Genomic DNA, 15,756 nt, shown 5'->3' on the forward strand with positions numbered 1-15,756 from the left:
CGTTCGATCCGCCTGTGGACCGCCCGCCCTCGCTGCCCGGAGGGCCGCCGATGACCGCCGCCATCCGCTCGCTCGGCCGCGCCGGGCTGTTCTCGCTGTCGGTACTGCGCGCCTCCCGGCCGACCGCCGATTTCTTCGCCGAGCTGCTGCGCGAGGTCTACAAGATCGGCGGCCGTTCGTTGCCGATCATCGCCGTGGGCGGCGCCTTCGTCGGCCTGTCGCTGACGCTGCTGGGTTATCGCGCGCTGGAGACCTACGGTGCCAGCAACCAGGTCAGCGTGCTGATCGGGCTGGGCCTGTACCGGGAACTGGCGCCGGTGCTGACCGCGCTGCTGTTCGTGGGCCGCGCCGGCAGCTCGATCGCCGCCGAACTGGGCCTGATGCGGGCGACCGACCAGATCACCGCGCTCGGCCTGATGGCGATCGATCCGGTGGCCAAGGCGGTCGCGCCGCGGTTCTGGGCGGCGGTGCTCTGCGTGCCGCTGCTGACCGCGTTCTTCTGCAGCCTGGCACTGTCGGCGAGCTGGTTCCAGGCCGTCCAGGTGCTGGGCATCGACAACGGCATGTTCTGGCAGACGATGCAGGACGCGGTCGACTTCCGCAGCGATTTCCTGACCGCGTTCCTGAAGTCGGCCGTGTTCGGCGGCACCGCGGCGCTGGTCGCGTCCTATGTCGGCTTCCATGCCGAGCCGACGATCGAGGGCACCTCGGTCGCCACCACGCGCGCGGTGGTCAACGCCTCGCTGCTGGTGCTGATGTTCAACTTCGTGATGTCCGCATTCCTGTTCCGTTGATGCCCGTCCCGGCGTCCGGTCCTTTCCTTCACCGCCGCGCAGGCGGCCCGCTGCAAAGGTGACACCCATGACAAGCGCCCGTGGTCCCCGTCTCGAGTTCGCCGTCGGCGCGTTCCTGCTGCTGGCGCTCGGCTCGCTGCTGGTGCTGGCGATCGCCTCGACCAACGGCAAGTTCGGTTTCGGTCGTGGCGGCACGTACGAACTCACCGCGCGTTTCAGCAATCTCGGCCAGTTGCGTCCCAATGCGCCGGTCAAGATCGGCGGCGTGACCATCGGCCGGGTCGAGAAGATCGACCTGGACCCGGTGAAGTTCGATTCGATCGCGACCCTGGCGATCGAGGACCGCTACGCCGAGATTCCGGCCGACACCTCGGCCGCGATCCTCACCGGCGGTCTGCTCGGCGAGAGCTACGTCGGCCTGTCGCCCGGCGGCGATCTCGAATCGCTGCAGCCCGGCGAAGAGATCGCGTTCACCTCGCCGGCAGTCGACCTGATCCAGATGGTCGGCAAATACATGTTCAGCGGTGGCGGCGATGCCGCCCCGTCGGCGGACGAACCACCCGCCGCCGCGTCCCCCCACGCGTCCCCCCGTGACGAAGGAGTGCTCCCATGATCCGCATGCCCCTGATCCGCCGTGCGCTGCCGTTGGCGCTGGCCGCCGCCCTCGCCCTGCCGGCCGCGACCGTGTTCGCGCAGGCCCGCCCGGCCGCCGCACCGGCCGCCGATGTCCAGGCCGGCTCGCCGAGCCAGCTGGTGCTGGCCAACAGCGAGCGCGTGCTCAAGACCATCGAGTCCCGCCGCGCGGAGTTCAGCCGTGACCGCGCCGCGCTGCAGCGCTTCATCACCGGCGAATTCGACACCATGTTCGACCGCGACTACGCCGCGCGCCAGGTGCTCGGCCGGCATAGCCGCGGGGCCTCGGACGCCGACGTCAAGGCATTCGGCGATGCGCTGGCCGAGAACCTGATGCGTCGCTACGGCTCGTCGCTGCTGGACTTCAACACCCAGCTGCGGGTGCGCATCAAGTCCGAGGCGCCGCTGCCGCGCGGCCTGGGCGTGCGCGTAACCAGCGAACTGCTGCGCAGCGGTGGCGAGCCGGTGCCGGTCGATTACCTGATGCGCCAGAGCGGCGGCACCTGGAAGGTGTTCGACGTCATGGTCGAGGGCGTGTCGTTCGTGCGCACGTTCCGCGAGCAGTTCGATCCCGAGCTGCAGCGCAAGTCGATCCAGCAGGTCGCGCGCGAGCTGCGCGCCGGGCAGATCCAGGCCGACGCCGGCAAATGAGCGCGCCTGCCGCCGCCTCGGTCCGGCGCGACGGCGATGCCCTGGCGTTCGCCGGCGCGGTGTCGGCGGCCACGGTGCCGGCGCTGTGGCCGCGCGTGCAGCCGCTGCGCGCCGGCGCCCGCGCGCTCGACCTGACCGCTGTCACCGTGGTCGACAGCGCCGGACTCGCGCTGCTGGCCGAACTGGCCGGCGACGGCGCGCTCGCGATCCAGGGCGAGCCGCCGGGCCTGGCCGAACTGCGCAGCGCCTACCGGCTGACCCCGGCGCTGGCCTACGTGCGCGCGTGAAGCGCGGCGCGCAGGACGGCCGGGTGTATCGTCACCGTTGCCGACGCGGTCGGTCCCGCCCCGAGGTCGCACCTGCGCGACCGACCGGCGCAGGACCCCGGGGGGACGACGGCGCCGCCGCCGCGCCCCGCACGACGCGATCCCTCCCGATGTTCCACCGGCACCCCCACCGGACTTCCCCGATGTCGACTCCACCTCGCACTTTCCGCCCGCTCCTGCCCCTGCTGGCCGCGGCCACGCTCGTCGCCTGCGCCGGGACCGGCACCCCGCGCGACCGGGTTCCTTCGCCGGTCGCCGTCGATGCGCCTGCGCCGACCACCGTGCCCGATGCCGTCCAGGCGGACGCGTCCGAGCAGCCGGCGCCCCCCGACACCGCGACAGTGGTGGAGGCCTTCGACGATGCCGCGCGCATTGCTGGTGATGCCACCCCCGCCGGCGGCACGCCGGTCGCCGACGCACCGACCCAGGCCGAACTCGACTATGCGGCCATCTACGGCGAGCCGGTCTACGATCCGGTCGCCGATCCCACGCTGCCGGCTGCCGCACAGATGCCGCGCAGCTACGACCCGTGGGAACCGTTCAACCGCAAGATGTTCGCGTTCAACAGCGCGGTCGATCGCGGCGTTGCCAAGCCGCTCGCCAAGGCGTACGCAAAGGTCGTCCCGCGGACCGTGCGGTTGGGCGTGAGCAACTTCTTCAGCAACCTCGGTCAGCCGGTCGCCGCGCTCAATGCGCTGCTGCAGGGGCGGCCGAAGGACGCCGGCCAGTCACTGGGTCGTTTCGTGGTCAACAGCACGCTGGGCATCGGCGGCATCTTCGATCCGGCAACCGACGCCGACATCCCGCATCGCGATGCCGATTTCGGCCAGACGCTGGGCGTGTGGGGCTGGCGCAACTCGCGCTATCTCGAACTGCCGTTGTTCGGCCCGCGCACGTTGCGTGACGGTTTCGGCATGGTCGGCGACGCGCCGCTGTCGCCGCTGCGCCAGCTCGACGACGATACTTGGCGCTACGGCCTACAGGGCCTGCAACTGGTCGACCTGCGCACGCGGCTGTTCGTCGTCGACAGCATGCGCGAGGGCGCGACCGACGAGTACGCACTGATCCGCGATGCCTGGATGCAGCGCCGCGCCTACCAGATCGAGTCGGTGCGCCGGCATCGCAGTGACGAGGACGACCTGCCGGATTACCTCTACGAAGACGACGCGATGCCGACCGTGCCGGTCGACGCGATCCCGGTGGTGCCCGGTATCTCCAACCCCTGAGTCACGGCGGGGGCCGCACGCGGCCCCTCCCCGTCGGGGCGTACTCGCTCACCCCGCCAGCGCGGCCTCGACCGCCGCGCGCAAGCGCGGATCGTCGGCGGTCACGTCCGGGGCAAAGCGGTCGACGACGTGGCCGTGGCGGTCGATCAGGAACTTCTCGAAATTCCACAGCACGCCCGGCGCCGGGTTGGGGGTCATGCCGTGGTCGCGCAGGCGTTCGCGCATCGGACCGTCGCCGGTCGCCTCCGGCCGCGCCGCGGTCAGCGCGGCATACAGCGGATGCGCGTCCGGCCCGGTGACCGCGATCTTGGAAAACAGCGGAAAGTCCACGTCGTAGTGGAGCGTGCAGAACTGCTGGATCTCCGCGTCGTTGCCCGGCTCCTGGCCGGCGAAGTCGTTGGCCGGAAAACCGAGGATCTCCAGCCCCGCGTCGCGCTTCTCGCGATACAGCGTCTCGAGTCCGGCGTACTGCGGCGTCAGTCCGCACTTGGAGGCCACATTGACCACCAGCAGCGTCTTCCCGGTGTAGGCGCCGAGCGTCGTGGTGTCGCCGTCGATGGTGGTCAGCGGGATATCGGTCAGCGCTGCGGTCATGGCGTGCGTCGGTAGGTGGGGAGCGGCGATCATGCCATCGCCTCGCAGGCATTGCCGCGGCGTTGCGTTGGCCGGTCAGTCCTGCGCGTCGACGTTGTCGTCGAGCGCATCGCCCAACAGCGCCTGCGCGTCGGGGCCGGGTAGCGACTCGACGCCGCGCAACTGGCGCTCGATCGCGCGCGTGCGCACGCCGGCCGCCTTGATGCTGTTCTGCACGGTGTCGAGCTGGCTTGTGGCCCGCTCGAGAACAGTCGCGAACTTGCCGAACTCGGTCTTGACCGCGCCCAGCACCTGCCACACCTCGCTCGAGCGCTTCTCGATCGCCAGCGTGCGAAAGCCCATCTGCAGGCTGTTGAGCAGCGCGGTGATCGTCGTCGGTCCGGCGACCACGATGCGATGCTCGCGCTGCAGCAGGTCGACCAGACCGGCGCGGCGGATGACCTCGGCATAGAGCCCTTCGGTCGGCAGGAACATCACCGCGAAATCGGTCGTGTGTGGCGGGCACACGTACTTGTCGCAGATCGACTTGGCTTGCACCCGGATCGCGCGTTCGAGCTGGGCGACCGCGGTCTTCACGGCCTCCGCGTCGCCTTGTTCCTGCGCGTCGAGCAGGCGTTCGTAATCCTCGCGCGGGAATTTCGCATCGACCGGCAGCCACACGACGGCATCGGCGTCTCCGCGGCCGGGCAGGCGGATCGCAAAATCCACGATCTCCGCGGCGCCCGGCTTGACCCGCACGCCACGGCCGTACTGGTCCTGCGTCAGCGTCTGCTCGAGGATGTTCTCCAGCTGCACCTCGCCCCATCCGCCGCGATTTTTGACGTTGCTCAGCACGCGCTTGAGGTCGCCCACGCCGGTCGCCAGTTGCTGCATCTCGCCCAGGCCACGCTGCACCTGTTCGAGCCGCTCGGACACCAGCTTGAACGACGCGCCCAGGCGCGCCTCGAGCGTGGTCTGCAGCTTCTCGTCGACGGTCGCGCGCATCTGTTCGAGCTTGGCTGCGTTGTCGGCCTGCAAGGCGCGCAGCTGCTGCTCGAGCGTGGCGCGCATCTCGCCGATGCGCTGCTCGTTGCGCTGGGTCAGTTCGTTCAGGCGCGCGCCCAGCGCGTCTGCGAACCGCTGCTGCTGGTCCGCGGCCTCGGTGCGGGCCTTGCGCGCGTCCTCGCCCAGCGCCGCGCGCAGCACGTCGAGGCGTTCGTCGGTGGTGCGCGTGAACGCGTCGAGCCGCGCATCGGTGCGCACAGTGAATTCGTCCAGCCGCTGGTCGGTGCGTGCGGCGACTGCCTGCAACTGCGCGCCGAACGCGTCGATACGCTGCGCCTGCGCTGCGGCGAAGCCGTCGAGCTGCTGGCGCAACTCGGTCCGGCCCGCGCGCTGCTCCTCGCGCAGGGCCCGCTCCAGCGCCTCGCCGCCCGCGCCGGGACGACGCAACAACAGCAGCACGAGCAGGCCCGTCGCGACCGCGACGAGGACGAGGATCAGGGCGAGCAGAACGACATGCGGGTTCATTGGTGCCAAGTGTAGCCAGCCCGGTCTCATGCGGGGCGTCGGCGGCGGCTATGGCCGCGCGTCTGCGATCATGGCGGGCCCTGTGCAGGTATGGCCACGATGCTCCGATCCTTGCTCGCGCCGTTGCTCGCGATCGCCACCCTCGCGCCGCTGTCGGCGTTCGCGGCGACGACGGTCGTCTCGCCCGACCCGCTGCCCGACGACGGCCGACCGACGGTGTTTCTGGCCGGCAGCATCGAGATGGGCCGTGCTGGCGATTGGCAGCAGCAGATCCAGGCCGCGCTCGCCGATCTGGACGTGGTGCTGCTCAATCCGCGCCGTGCGGACTGGAACCCGGCCTGGCGGCCGGAGGCGGACGAGCCCGAGTTCCGGCGCCAGGTGGAGTGGGAGCTCGCGGCGCTGGAGCGGGCGGATCTGGTGCTGATGTATTTCGCGCCGGGCACGCAGAGCCCGATCACGTTGCTGGAATTCGGCTTGTACGCGCGCTCGGGCAAGCTGCTGCTGGCAGCGCCAGCCGGTTACTTCCGCAAGGGCAACCTGGACATCACTGCCGAGCGTTACGGCGTGCCGCGGGTGGAGACGCTGCCGGCGCTGATCGACTCGGTGCGTGCCCGGTTGGCCGCCTCGCACCCGGCGCCGTAGCGCCGGGCGCAGGGCCCGTCAGCCCGCTGCGGGCACTGGCGCGTGCTCGGCGACGATGCCGGCGCGCCGCAGGTCGTCCCAGACGCCGCCGGGAATCGCCACCGACATCGAGGCGATGTTCTCCTGCACCTGCCGCGCGTTGCGCGCGCCGGGCACGATCGCCGAGACGACCTCGGGTGCATTGGCGAACTGCAGGGCCACGGTGCGCAGGTCGACGCCATGTGCGCGCACGATCTCTTCGGCCTTCGCGCGCTTTTGCTGGGCATCGGCCGGCACCGGCTGCGACCCGTACAGGTAGCGGTCGCGCCCGGTCAGGAAGCCGGCCAGCAGCGGCGAGCCGACGATGACCGAGATGTCCTTTGCGGCGAGCTTGGGGAAGGTGTCGTCGAGCGCGCGCTGGTGGTCGAGCAATGAGTACTGGCAGGCGAGCAGGAAGATGTCCGGATCGGCGACCTCGATCGCGCGCAGGGCAGGGTCGGGCGTGTTGACGCCCATGCCCCAGGCCTTGATCAGGCCTTCCTCGCGCATCTTGGTCAGCTCGACGAAGGCGCCGGTGCGGGCCTGCTCGAAGTACTCGGTCCAGCGCTCTTTCATGTCGCCGTTGTCGGGCGACAGGTCGTGGATCAGCACGATGTCGATCGCGTCGATGCCCAGGCGCTGCAAGCTGTCCTCGATCGAACGGCGGGTGCCGGCCGCGCTGTAGTCGTAGCGGTAGTCGAACGGCGGCGGGTCCTTCCAGCCGACCTTGGGCGTTTCCTGCGTCGCGGTCAGCAGACGGCCGACCTTGCTGGAGATGACGTACTCCGCGCGCGGCTTCTGGCCCAGCACGTGGCCGAAACGACGCTCGGAGCGGCCGAGGCCGTACCAGGGCGAGGTGTCGAACAGGCGCATGCCGCCGTCCCACGCGGCCTCCAGCGTGGCCTGCGCGTCGTCTTCGGTGACGACCGCCCAGTTGTTGCCGAGCGGCGCGCCGCCGAGTCCGACGCGCGCGCTCGGGCGGTATCTGCGGCCGCCCGCGGGATTGGTCGGCAGCGCAGTGGACCGGCGACGGCCCTGCGTCGGCAGGACATCGCCGGGTGTGGTCTGCGCGCTGGCGACCAGCGGCGCGGCGGCGAGGGTGGCGGCGCCGAGTGCGGCGGCGGACAGGAAGCTGCGACGTGAATGCATGGGAATCTCCGGCGACAGGGGATGGCGGCCATCGCGTCCCGACCGTCCGGCCGCCCTGCATCGATGCCCGCGACTGCCTACCGTGCCGGCCATGCCGACGAGGCGACGTGAATCCGACCGGCGCCGCGGCGGCCCTGCGTGTCCCGCAGGCGGGGATGGTCGGTTGCCTGCGTATCATGCGTGCTCGATCCGGGGTGCTGACGACATGGGCTGGATGGGCATCTCCGATCTGACGACCTTCGGTTCGCGGTGCTCGTGTTCCTCGCGATTCCGGGGCCGGGCACGTTCGCGCTGTTGACCGCGACCGCGCGTGGTGGCGTGCGCAGCGGCTATGCGGCGCTCTTCGGCCTGGCGCTCGGCGATCAGGTGCTGCTGTGGCTGGCCGCCGGTGGCGTGGCCGCGCTGCTCGCCGCCAACCCGATGCTGTTCCGTGGCGTGCAATGGCTCGGTGCCGTGTATCTGGTGTGGATCGGCGTGCAACTGCTGCGCAGGCGCGGCGATGGTGCGGGCATGGTCGAGATGGGCAACGGTCACTGGTTCGGCGAGGGCGTGCTGATCACGCTGCTCAATCCGAGAGCCGTGCTGTTCTACATGGCGTTCTTTCCGCTGTTCATCGATGCGGCGCAGCACCGCGATGTCGCGACATTCGCGGCGATGGCCGGGCTGATCTGGATGCTCGGGCTGCTGTACTGCTCGCTGCTGATCCTTGTTGGCCACGCGCTGCGCGCGCATGTCGCCCGCGATCCGCGCATCACCGGCTGGATGCGACGGATCGCCGGCGCGTGCCTGGTTGGCTTCGGCGTGCGGCTGGCGTTCAATTGACGCACGCGCCTTGTCTGCGTCAGACGCGCTCAGCGCAGGGTGCGATCCAGCCAGTCGACGACGCGTTGCTGCAGGTCAATCTCGTGCGCCTTTTCGTGGAACCAATGTGGGCCGCGCGGATAGGTGACCAGTTCGACCGGTGTGCCGTTGAAGCGCAGCGCGCGATGGAACATCTGCGCCTGCGACAGCGGCACGCGCGCGTCGGCCTCGCCGTGCAGGATCAGCACCGGCACGCGGACAGCGCGCGCATGGTGGACCGGCGATTGCGCGTCGTAGCGCGCGCGCTCGTGCAGCGGATCGCCGAAGTAGCCGGGCAGGTAGTCGGGGACGTCGTTGGTCAGCGCCGCGCTCGCCAGATCGAGCACGCCGGCGCCGACGATCGCGGTGCGGAAGCGGTCGCTGCGCGCGACTGCCCAGGCGGACAGATAACCGCCGTAGCTCCAGCCGCCGATCGCGACGCGGGCCGGATCGGCGATGCCGTCGCGCTCGAGCAGGTCGAGCCCGTCGAGCACGTCTTGCAACGGGCCGTCGCCCCAGTCGCCGCGGGCGAGCTCGGCGAAGGCGTTGCCGTGTCCTTCCGAACCGCGCGGATTGGGCAGCAGCACCGCGTAGCCGCGTGCGGCGAGCAACTGCGCCCATTCGTGCCACGAGCCCTGCCAGCCCGACCACCACGCCCAGGCGGGTCCACCGTGGATCTGCACCAGCGTCGGCAGCCGCGTCGTGCCATCCCAGTCGGACGGGGTGACCAGCAGCGCGCTGATCACGCGGCCATCGCGCGAGGCCGGCCATTCGAGTTCGCGCACCCGGCCCAGCCGCCAGCCGGCGACCTGCGGATGGTGGTCGCTGCGTTGCGTCAGTCGCGCGCCGTCGAAGGTCCAGACATTGCCGGGGCTGTCGTCGCGCAGGCCGAGATACGCGGCACGGCCATCGGTGGCGACGGTGAAGCTGCGAAATGGAATCTGCGGCCGCGCGCGTTCGATCGCCGCGCCGGTCGCCGCATCCAGTTGCACGAAGGCGCCGCGCATGCCGCGCTGGCCTTGCCCGAGCAGCGTCGCATCGTCCTGCCAGCGCGCGAGCCACAACGTGCCCGGCCAGTGTGCGCCGAGCGCGATGCGGGTACGGCGATCAATGTCGTGCACGATCGGTGTGGCGACCATGCCGTGCGTGCCCAGGCGCCCGTACAGCAGTCGGCGGCCGTCGGGCGACCACTGCAGCGGATGGGCAGAGGCGTGCGGCTCTAGCGGCGCGCCGATGCGTCCGCTGGCGACATCGAGCAGCACCACCGCCGAGTCGTACCAGTAGTCGTTGAGCGTGGTGCCCGAGGACGTGCGCAGCGCCAGCGTGCGGCCGTCGGGCGACCACGCCAGGTCGTGGACCTGCAGGCCGACCGGCGTGAGCGCACGTGCCGCGCCATCGGGCAGCGCACGCAGCCACACGCGCGAGAAACGCGTCGGGCGCTCGACGACGACGGCATCGTCCTTGGCCGCCAGACGCGCAGCTTCGATCGGCGACGGCGGGTCGGTCTGCAGCCAGGCGAGCTGCGCGCCATCAAACGACAGGTCGAACGCAGTGACATCGGCGGGCGTGTCGGTCAGCGGTGTCGCCGCATCGCCGTCGGCGTCGACGCGCCAGACCTGGGTCGGGCCGGTGGCGTCGGCGCCCGGCCGCCGCCGGTCGGACAGGAATAGCAACTGCCGACCGTCGCGCGACCAGCGCGGCTGGCGGTCCTGGGCCGCGTCCGGCACCGGTAGGGCGCGCGGCGCGGTGTCGCCGTCGAACGCCACGCGCCATACCTGCGTGCGCGGCGCGGCGCCGCCGGGCTGCGGCGTGCCGACGGTGTAAGCGATGCGACGCCCGTCGGGCGCGATCTGCGGATCGTCCACGGCAGCCAGCGCGGCGATGTCCTCGGGCGTCGGCAGGTGATTGCGTGCGGTGGTGTTTGCCGCGGCCAGTACGGGCAGGAGCAGCAGGCCCAGGCTCAGGCGGCGGATCATGCGCCCACGCCTGCAGGCGCCAGCCGCGCACGCAGCCAGCCGGCGCCGCGCGCCAGCGCATCGCGGGCGATCTCGGACACCGACATCGCCTCCAGGAAACTGTGCGGCGCGCCGGCATAGGCCTGCGCGTCGACCTCGACACCGCTCGCACGCAGGCGCGCCGCCATCGCCGCGTTCTGCGCAGCGAGCACGTCGCGTTCGCCCCACAGCAGCAGCGTCGGCGGCAGGGCGTGCAATGCGGCGTGGGCGGGCACGGCCGCAGGATCACGACAATGCTCCGCCGCAGGGCCGAGGTAGGCGCGCCAGTAGTCGGCCATCTCGTCGGCGCCGAGCATGGCGTCGGCGGCGCCCAGCGTCGCCGCCGAGTCGGCGTCGATCGCGGTGTCGAACGCGCCGTAGTGCAACAGCAAGCCGGCCAGTCCCGTGTGCCCGTCCGCGTCGCGCAACTGCAGCGCGGTGGCGAGTGCGAGGTTGGCGCCGGCCGAGTCGCCGCCGATCGCCAGCCGCGTGGCATCGAGGCCGAAGTCGTCGGCGCGCGCACGCACCGCACGCACCGCGTCCACGCATTGCCGCAGCGCGGTCGGATAGGGATGCTCGGGGGCGAGTGCGTAGTCGATCCCGACCACCACGATGCCCGCGCGCGCGGCCAGTTCGCGCATCAGCCGGTCGTGGGTGTCGAGACTGAAGAGGCACCAGCCGCCGCCGTGCACGTAGATCAGCGCAGGCGCGGGGGTGCTCGCCATTGCCGGGCGATAGAGGCGCAGGTCGAAGGCGCCCGCCGCGCTGTCGATGCGATGCGTCGTGGTCTGCGCCATCGTCGGCCCGCCCGTGCGCCAAGGCGCGCGCACGGTCTCGGCGATCGCGCGCCGCTGTGGCCAGTCGAGGACGCGGCCGCCGGCCAGGCGTGCGCCTTCGCTGCAGATCGCGGTCACGAAGCCGCGCAGCATCGGGTCCAGCGCGTCGGACGCTGCGCTCATGCGTCGCGGTCCGCGGCGAAGTCGCGCATCCAGTCCACCAGCGCGTGCTCGCCGCCGCGGGTCAGTCCGGCGAGCAGTTGCGCAAAGTCGTGCGATGCCTCGTCCTGGCCGAGTTTGAACGTGGCGCGGGTGTCGACGATGTGCCCGCGGATGGCGGTGACGCCGCTCGCCAGGCGCGCGTAGCGCTCGCCCATCTCCTGTATCGACCAGGCGTTCGGGCGGCCGGCTTCCATCGACGTCACCAGCGCATCGAGTTCGTCGGCGATGTCGGCCTCGCGCTCGCTGCAGGCGACCTCCAGCGTGAACGCCGCAGCGGCGTAGTTCCAGCTCGGGGCCTGGGTGCGGTCGTCGAGCCAGCTCGGCGACACGTAGGCGTGCGGCCCGATGACCAGGGCATGGGCCCGCGGATCGCGTTGCAGCCTGGCCACGTGCGGATTGCGCCGTGCCAGGTGTCCGCGCAGCGCCACCAGTCGCCCTTGGGCATCGCACTCCACGCGAAGCGGCAACGGCGTGAACGCGGCATCGTCGCCGCCGGGCGAGACCAGCCAGGCGAAGGGCTGCGCCTGGATCAGGCGCACGATGTCGCCGTCGTCGCGGGGCGCATAGCGGGTGTCGCGGGCGTGACCCATCAGCGTGTGTCCTCGTAGGTGGCCACCGATGTCGGTGGCCAACGATCTTGCCAGGGTGCGGCCGCTTCCAGTTCGTAGGCCAGCGCCAGCAGCAGCGCCTCCTGGCCGCGATCGGCGGCGAACTGCACCCCGATCGGCAGGCCGTCAGCGCCATGCGCCAGCGGCAGCGAGATCGCGGGTGTGCCGGCAAGATTCTGCAGCGGTGTGTAGGCGATCCATTCGAACATCGCCGGCAACAGCGCGGCGAAGTCGCGGTCGGGGGCCAGCGTGCCCAGCGTCGGCGGCAGCGTGCGCAGGGTCGGGCATAGCAGCACGTCGTAGTGGGCGTGGAAGCGCGAGAACACATCGGGCAGCGCGGCCACGGTGGTCCAGGCGCGTTCGAGCTCCGCGACCCCGCAGTGCGCCTCGTGCCAGTGCGCCAGGCCCAAGGTCCACGGCTCGAGTGCGCGCTGCGCGAATGCGGCGCCGCCCTGGGCGGTCGCCAGTTCGACCGCGTCCACGCCCAGCCGCGACCACAGGGTGTGCAGCGCCGCCCACACCGCGTCGCTGTCGAGCGGCCAGGTCACGGCGTCGACGTCATGGCCCAGCGATGCGCACAGGTGGGCCGCCGACTGCGTCGCCGCCGCGACCTTGGGGTCGGGCGCCAGGCCAGGCAGCGATTCGAGCACCAGGCCGATCCGCAGCCGCCGCCGATCCGGCCCGGTGACCTGGAGCGGCCGGTCGGGATGTGCGGTGGCGAAGGCCCAGGCGGTATCGCGGACGCTGCGCGACATCAGACTGTCGGCCACGATCAGGTCCTCGATCGCATGCCGGCCGCGCACCGGCACGCAGGCGCCGCGTCCGGGCTTGAGCCCGACGACGCCGCAGGCCGAGGCCGGAATGCGGATCGAGCCGGCGCCGTCGCTGCCGTGCGCCAGCGGCACGATGCCGGCTGCGAGTGCGGCACCGGCCCCGCCGCTGGAGCCGCCGGGCGAATGCGCACGCGACCACGGGTTGCGCGTGACCGGCCCGAGCAGCGGCTCGGTCGAGCCCATCAGGCCGAACTCGGGCATCGCGCTCTTGCCGATCGCCACCAGGCCCGCGGCGTCGAAGCGCTGCACGAACGGCGGTGCGTCGGTCGCCGGTTCGCTGCTGCGGCTGCGTGAGCCACCGCGGGTGGGCATGCCCGGCACGCGCAGCGAATCCTTCGCCAGCCACGGCACGCCGGCCAGCGGTGCGGCCGGGTCCGGGCCCGCGGCATCGAGTGCGCGGGCGCGCTGCCGGGCCGCATCGAAGGCCTGGTGGCTCAACGCGCCGAGTGCGGGATCGAGCAGTTGCGCGCGGACGATCGCCGCCTCGGTGAGGTCGAGTGCGGACAACGCGCCGTCGTTGCGCAGCGCCGCCTGCGCGTGCGCGTCCAGCCGGCCCAGCGCCAGCGCGTCGGCGCGTCCGGCCGGGGAATCGAATGACGTCATGGGGTCGTGCATCTCCTGTCGCGCCGTGCGCGCATGGGTCGAACGGGACCGGCGGCGGCCCCGCGCAGCATCAATAGCGCCAGTGCACCGTCACGCCGAAGGTGCGCGGCCGCACCAGGCCCTGGCCGATGCCGTTGACCTCGGACACGCTGCGGGTGATGCCGCGCACATCGCCGAGGTTGCTGCCGAACAGCGTCAGGTCGGTGGTCCCGAAGGTCATGCGGTAGCGCAGGTCGACCGTGGTGTAGTTGCCCTGGGTGTGGCGGACCGCGCCGGGCACCGCCGATGCCAGGTCACTGATGCCGCTGCCGATGTACTGATGGGCGAGCGTGAGCGTCGGCGCAAAGCGCGTGTCGAACTGGTAATTGAGCACGTTGCTGACGGTCCAGTCGGCCGAACCGGGCAACTGCGCGCCGGCCGGCGCGGTGCCGGCCCAGAGGATCTCCAGGTCCTCGTCCAGCCGGGCTTGTTGCCAGGTGGCGGCCAACTGCCAGTCGAAGCCGGCGACCGGCCGCCAGGTCGTCGCCAGTTCGACACCGCGGCTGTAGGCCTGGCCGCCGTTGCTGGCGTAGTTGTAGAAGTCCGGCGTCTGCAGGCGCAACTGGATGTCCTTCCAGTCGACATAGAACAGCGTCGCGTCGACGAGCCAGCGGCCGTCGGCGAAGCTGCTGCGCGCGCCCAGTTCGTAATTGACCAGGCTGTCGCTGCGCGAGCCCGGCGGAATCGGATAGGCGCTCAGGCCACCGGTGTTGGGCTCGCCGAAGCGGAAGCCCTCCGACACCAGCGCGTAGACCATCAGATCCTGCGACGGCGTCCAGGTCAGCGACGCCTTCGGATTGAAGCCGTCCTCGTCGGTGCGCGCGCGGGTGACGAGCGGATCGCCCGGCCAGGTCGAGAAACCGACCTGGGTGCTGCGCGATTCGACCCGGGTGCGGAAGAAACGGCCGCCGAGCGTGGCTTTCCACTGGTCGTTGAAGTGGAACGTCCCCTCGCCGAAGATTGCCAGTTCGGTGCCGTCGAGATGGCTGTAGAACGCGTTGAAGATTGCATCGTCGGGCGCGATCACCGCGCCGCTGCCCGGCCCGAACAGCGGCGAACGATCGAACGCGCCGGCTGCGCCCTGCGCGCCGAGCGCCTCGTATGTGGCCTTGTCGGTCTCGAACACCATGCCGCCCACCAGCCATTCGAGCCGCTGGGCGCCGGACGAGGCCAGTCGCAGTTCCAGGCTGCGGCCGGTGCTCTCGCCACCGGAGGCGATGTACAGCGGGGTGTCGAGGTCGAGCCCGAGGTCGGCGTTGTAGGCGCCGCGGATCGGGGTGTAGTCGAACTGCCAGTCCTGGCGCTTGTCCTGCTGGGCGAGCAGCGCGGTCAGAGTGGCGAAGCCTAGGTCCTGGTCTAGCCGCAGGCTGTGCACCGCGACCTTGGTGTCGGTGAACTCGGGGATCGCGGTGGTGCGCTCGAACTCGCCGAGCCCGGCGATGCGATAGCTGTTGTCGTCGGCATCGGTGTTCTGCCACAGGCTCAACCAGCTCAGCGTGGTGGCCTGCGACGGCGTCAGCGTGATCGACAGGCGACCGCCGGCGGTGCGACTGTCATTGCTGCCGTCGCGGCCCAGGCCGACGTTGTCGAGGTAGCCCGGATCCTCGCGCAGCTGCGCAACCGCCCGCACCGCGAGCACGTCCTCGGCAATCGGCAGGTTGACCATCGCCTTGGCGCCGAAGCCGACGTCGGCATTGCGAGTCTGGCTGGCGGTGAGCTCGGCGGCGGCGTCAAAGCCCGAGGCGTCTGCGAGGTTGGCGACATAGTTGATCGCTCCGCCCATCGATGCCGAGCCGAACAGCGTGCCCTGTGGTCCGCGCAGCACCTCGACGCGATTGATGTCGAAGGCGTCGATGTCGGGGACGACGATCGTCCAGCCCGGCTCGGTCAGCGGTACTTCGTTGAGGAAGTAGCCGGTGGTGGTCTGCCCCTGCACGTTGCCCGAGCTGGTCGCGATGCCGCGCATGACCACGTGCGAGACGCCGGGCTGGTAGTTGTTGAACACCACGCCGGGCGTGCGCTGGATGTAGTCGGCCAGCGACTGTGCGCCGAGGTCTTCGAGCTGCTGGCCGGTGACCGCCGAGACCGATCCGGCGATCTCGCGTACCGATTCCTGGCGCTTGCCAGCGGTGACGACGATGGTGTCGAGCTCGGTGGTCGAGGGCGGGGCGTCGGCGGCGGCCGGGTCCTGCGCCAGCGCCAGGCCCGAGGCCATCAGGGGAACACACAGGCAGGCCAGATGAAGCGCGCGGGCCAGACGTGAAACGGTGAGCGGCTGCATGGAAATCCCCGGTTGGCG

15 protein-coding genes are annotated in these 15,756 nt (G+C 71.1%); 7 read left to right on the plus strand and 8 right to left on the minus strand.

Annotated elements, in window-relative coordinates:
* The first annotated feature begins 50 nt into the window (after positions 1-50).
* The 5 genes from MNO14_RS00445 (at position 51) to MNO14_RS00465 (ending at position 3,630) form a co-directional block, all read left to right on the plus strand.
* Positions 51-794 carry an MlaE family lipid ABC transporter permease subunit gene (locus MNO14_RS00445; protein ID WP_241944860.1) on the plus strand — a complete coding sequence of 248 codons (744 nt, stop codon included), beginning with the start codon at positions 51-53 and terminating at the stop codon, positions 792-794.
* A gap of 67 nt (positions 795-861) precedes the next feature.
* Positions 862-1,407 carry an outer membrane lipid asymmetry maintenance protein MlaD gene (gene mlaD, locus MNO14_RS00450; protein ID WP_241944861.1) on the plus strand — a complete coding sequence of 182 codons (546 nt, stop codon included), beginning with the start codon at positions 862-864 and terminating at the stop codon, positions 1,405-1,407.
* Between the two features lie 5 nt (positions 1,408-1,412).
* Positions 1,413-2,078 carry an ABC transporter substrate-binding protein gene (locus MNO14_RS00455; protein WP_241946378.1) on the plus strand — a complete coding sequence of 222 codons (666 nt, stop codon included), beginning with the start codon at positions 1,413-1,415 and terminating at the stop codon, positions 2,076-2,078.
* Positions 2,075-2,365, plus strand: a complete 291-nt coding sequence (locus tag MNO14_RS00460; protein WP_241944862.1) for an STAS domain-containing protein — start codon at positions 2,075-2,077, stop codon at positions 2,363-2,365. The genes MNO14_RS00455 and MNO14_RS00460 overlap by 4 nt, the downstream gene beginning before the upstream one ends.
* Before the next feature lie 182 nt (positions 2,366-2,547).
* The gene (locus MNO14_RS00465; protein WP_241944863.1) at positions 2,548-3,630 is read left to right on the plus strand and encodes an MlaA family lipoprotein; all 1,083 of its coding nucleotides are present in this window, start codon (positions 2,548-2,550) and stop codon (positions 3,628-3,630) included.
* A gap of 48 nt (positions 3,631-3,678) precedes the next feature.
* Here the strand turns inward: MNO14_RS00465 and MNO14_RS00470 are convergent, their stop codons facing one another.
* On the minus strand, positions 3,679-4,224 hold the full coding sequence (locus tag MNO14_RS00470) for a glutathione peroxidase (RefSeq protein ID WP_241944864.1): 546 nt from the start codon (positions 4,222-4,224) through the stop codon (positions 3,679-3,681).
* Positions 4,225-4,299: 75 nt separating this feature from the next.
* Positions 4,300-5,733 carry a DNA recombination protein RmuC gene (gene rmuC, locus MNO14_RS00475; protein WP_241946379.1) on the minus strand — a complete coding sequence of 478 codons (1,434 nt, stop codon included), beginning with the start codon at positions 5,731-5,733 and terminating at the stop codon, positions 4,300-4,302.
* A gap of 99 nt (positions 5,734-5,832) precedes the next feature.
* Between rmuC and MNO14_RS00480 the strand changes: the two genes are divergently transcribed.
* The gene (locus tag MNO14_RS00480) at positions 5,833-6,375 is read left to right on the plus strand and encodes a nucleoside 2-deoxyribosyltransferase domain-containing protein (RefSeq protein ID WP_241944865.1); all 543 of its coding nucleotides are present in this window, start codon (positions 5,833-5,835) and stop codon (positions 6,373-6,375) included.
* Positions 6,376-6,393: 18 nt separating this feature from the next.
* Here the strand turns inward: MNO14_RS00480 and MNO14_RS00485 are convergent, their stop codons facing one another.
* Positions 6,394-7,542 carry an aldo/keto reductase gene (locus tag MNO14_RS00485; protein WP_241944866.1) on the minus strand — a complete coding sequence of 383 codons (1,149 nt, stop codon included), beginning with the start codon at positions 7,540-7,542 and terminating at the stop codon, positions 6,394-6,396.
* Between the two features lie 249 nt (positions 7,543-7,791).
* Here MNO14_RS00485 and MNO14_RS00490 point away from each other — a divergent pair, with 249 nt between their 5' ends.
* Positions 7,792-8,364 (plus strand): LysE family transporter, encoded by a 573-nt coding sequence (locus MNO14_RS00490; protein WP_241944867.1) that lies wholly within the window; start codon positions 7,792-7,794, stop codon positions 8,362-8,364.
* A gap of 29 nt (positions 8,365-8,393) precedes the next feature.
* Here MNO14_RS00490 and MNO14_RS00495 read toward each other — a convergent pair whose 3' ends face one another.
* The 5 genes from MNO14_RS00495 to MNO14_RS00515 all read right to left on the minus strand — a co-directional run bounded on the left by MNO14_RS00495 (position 8,394) and on the right by MNO14_RS00515 (position 15,738).
* Positions 8,394-10,358 carry a S9 family peptidase gene (locus MNO14_RS00495; protein WP_241944868.1) on the minus strand — a complete coding sequence of 655 codons (1,965 nt, stop codon included), beginning with the start codon at positions 10,356-10,358 and terminating at the stop codon, positions 8,394-8,396.
* The gene (locus MNO14_RS00500) at positions 10,355-11,335 is read right to left on the minus strand and encodes an alpha/beta hydrolase (RefSeq protein WP_241944869.1); all 981 of its coding nucleotides are present in this window, start codon (positions 11,333-11,335) and stop codon (positions 10,355-10,357) included. Before MNO14_RS00500 ends, MNO14_RS00495 begins: the two co-directional genes overlap by 4 nt.
* A complete protein-coding gene (locus tag MNO14_RS00505; protein ID WP_241944870.1) occupies positions 11,332-11,964 on the minus strand; it encodes an FMN-binding negative transcriptional regulator in 633 nt (210 codons plus the stop codon). The genes MNO14_RS00500 and MNO14_RS00505 overlap by 4 nt, the downstream gene beginning before the upstream one ends.
* Positions 11,964-13,418 (minus strand): amidase family protein, encoded by a 1,455-nt coding sequence (locus MNO14_RS00510; RefSeq protein ID WP_241944871.1) that lies wholly within the window; start codon positions 13,416-13,418, stop codon positions 11,964-11,966. The genes MNO14_RS00505 and MNO14_RS00510 overlap by 1 nt, the downstream gene beginning before the upstream one ends.
* 70 nt (positions 13,419-13,488) lie before the next feature.
* Positions 13,489-15,738: a TonB-dependent receptor gene (locus tag MNO14_RS00515; protein ID WP_241944872.1), complete on the minus strand. Its 2,250-nt coding sequence runs from the start codon at positions 15,736-15,738 to the stop codon at positions 13,489-13,491.
* Between the last annotated feature and the right edge of the window lie 18 nt (positions 15,739-15,756).

It is taken from the genome of Luteimonas sp. S4-F44 (genome assembly GCF_022637415.1).
Lineage (GTDB): Bacteria > Pseudomonadota > Gammaproteobacteria > Xanthomonadales > Xanthomonadaceae > Luteimonas.

Bases quoted from the DNA above. Each gene is read 5' to 3' on its own strand.
- mlaD (WP_241944861.1), top strand. From the start codon at position 862: ATGACAAGCGCCCGTGGTCCCCGTCTCGAGTTCGCCGTCGGCGCGTTC.
- MNO14_RS00465 (WP_241944863.1), top strand. From the start codon at position 2,548: ATGTCGACTCCACCTCGCACTTTCCGCCCGCTCCTGCCCCTGCTGGCC.
- MNO14_RS00460 (WP_241944862.1), top strand. From the start codon at position 2,075: ATGAGCGCGCCTGCCGCCGCCTCGGTCCGGCGCGACGGCGATGCCCTG.
- MNO14_RS00510 (WP_241944871.1), bottom strand. From the start codon at position 13,418: ATGACGTCATTCGATTCCCCGGCCGGACGCGCCGACGCGCTGGCGCTG.
- MNO14_RS00485 (WP_241944866.1), bottom strand. From the start codon at position 7,542: ATGCATTCACGTCGCAGCTTCCTGTCCGCCGCCGCACTCGGCGCCGCC.
- MNO14_RS00495 (WP_241944868.1), bottom strand. From the start codon at position 10,358: ATGATCCGCCGCCTGAGCCTGGGCCTGCTGCTCCTGCCCGTACTGGCC.
- MNO14_RS00480 (WP_241944865.1), top strand. From the start codon at position 5,833: ATGCTCCGATCCTTGCTCGCGCCGTTGCTCGCGATCGCCACCCTCGCG.
- MNO14_RS00505 (WP_241944870.1), bottom strand. From the start codon at position 11,964: ATGGGTCACGCCCGCGACACCCGCTATGCGCCCCGCGACGACGGCGAC.
- MNO14_RS00455 (WP_241946378.1), top strand. From the start codon at position 1,413: ATGCCCCTGATCCGCCGTGCGCTGCCGTTGGCGCTGGCCGCCGCCCTC.
- rmuC (WP_241946379.1), bottom strand. From the start codon at position 5,733: ATGAACCCGCATGTCGTTCTGCTCGCCCTGATCCTCGTCCTCGTCGCG.
- MNO14_RS00500 (WP_241944869.1), bottom strand. From the start codon at position 11,335: ATGAGCGCAGCGTCCGACGCGCTGGACCCGATGCTGCGCGGCTTCGTG.
- MNO14_RS00515 (WP_241944872.1), bottom strand. From the start codon at position 15,738: ATGCAGCCGCTCACCGTTTCACGTCTGGCCCGCGCGCTTCATCTGGCC.
- MNO14_RS00445 (WP_241944860.1), top strand. From the start codon at position 51: ATGACCGCCGCCATCCGCTCGCTCGGCCGCGCCGGGCTGTTCTCGCTG.
- MNO14_RS00470 (WP_241944864.1), bottom strand. From the start codon at position 4,224: ATGACCGCAGCGCTGACCGATATCCCGCTGACCACCATCGACGGCGAC.